Raw genomic sequence first — 237 nt, 5'->3', positions numbered from 1 at the left:
CCAAGGCGACACGCCAAGCAGTAGCGACTTGTATAGTTACTTCTATCGGCAAATCTCTAAAACGGGGATTCCATTGGATAACTTACGGTACGACAGTATTGGGAGCCACCAACGGGTTTTGAATTATCGGAGTTATGTGGAAGGTTTCCCAATTTATAATCGTGATGGTTATGGTGCTATTCGTGCTGAAGCCCAATCATCTGGTAAATTGCAAATGTGGCTGACCTTGTACAATAT

The organism is Bartonella sp. CL63NXGY, assembly GCF_042194905.1.
Lineage (GTDB): Bacteria > Pseudomonadota > Alphaproteobacteria > Rhizobiales > Rhizobiaceae > Bartonella.
This window is presented reverse-complemented; position numbering follows the sequence as displayed.